1 pseudogene is annotated in these 626 nt (G+C 47.1%); it reads left to right on the forward strand.

Annotated features, from left to right (window positions below):
• Positions 1-548 (forward strand): annotated as a pseudogene (locus ASC50_RS03195) (family 20 glycosylhydrolase); the annotation flags it as partial.
• Between the last annotated feature and the right edge of the window lie 78 nt (positions 549-626).

Genomic DNA, 626 nt, shown 5'->3' on the forward strand with positions numbered 1-626 from the left:
AATGTGGGACGATTACCGATTATCCTACCCTTGGCTGGCGTGCCTTTATGCTGGACGAATCTCGCCATTTTCAGGGGAAAGAGGTTGTGTTCAAACTGTTGGACAATATGGCTGCACTGAAAATGAATGTTTTTCACTGGCATTTGGTGGATGACCCGGGCTGGCGTATTGAAATCAAAAAATATCCCGAACTGACCAAAATCGGTGCTTTCCGCGATTCTACAAGTATGTTTTTTTGGAAAAGCGGTATTTTCGACGGCAAACCTCACGGCGGTTTTTATACGCAGGACGAAATACGGGAAGTCGTTGCTTATGCCTCTGCACTGCACATTACCATTGTGCCCGAAATAGAAATGCCGGGGCACGCCCAAGCCGCCATTGCTTCTTATCCGTGGTTGGGCACGATTGGCAAACCATTGAAAGTGTCCTGCGATTTTGGCGGCAATGATGTATTCAATGTAGCCGACCCCAAAGTGATTGATTTCTTTCACGATGTGCTCACTGAGATGATGGCTTTGTTTCCGGGCAGCGTCATTCATATCGGCGGGTAGGAAAAGGCGGGGGCCTCCTATTAAAAATTCCCCTTCGTACAAAAAAATATTAAAAGCGCACGGCACAAAAAACCC

The organism is Candidatus Symbiothrix dinenymphae, assembly GCF_001431085.1.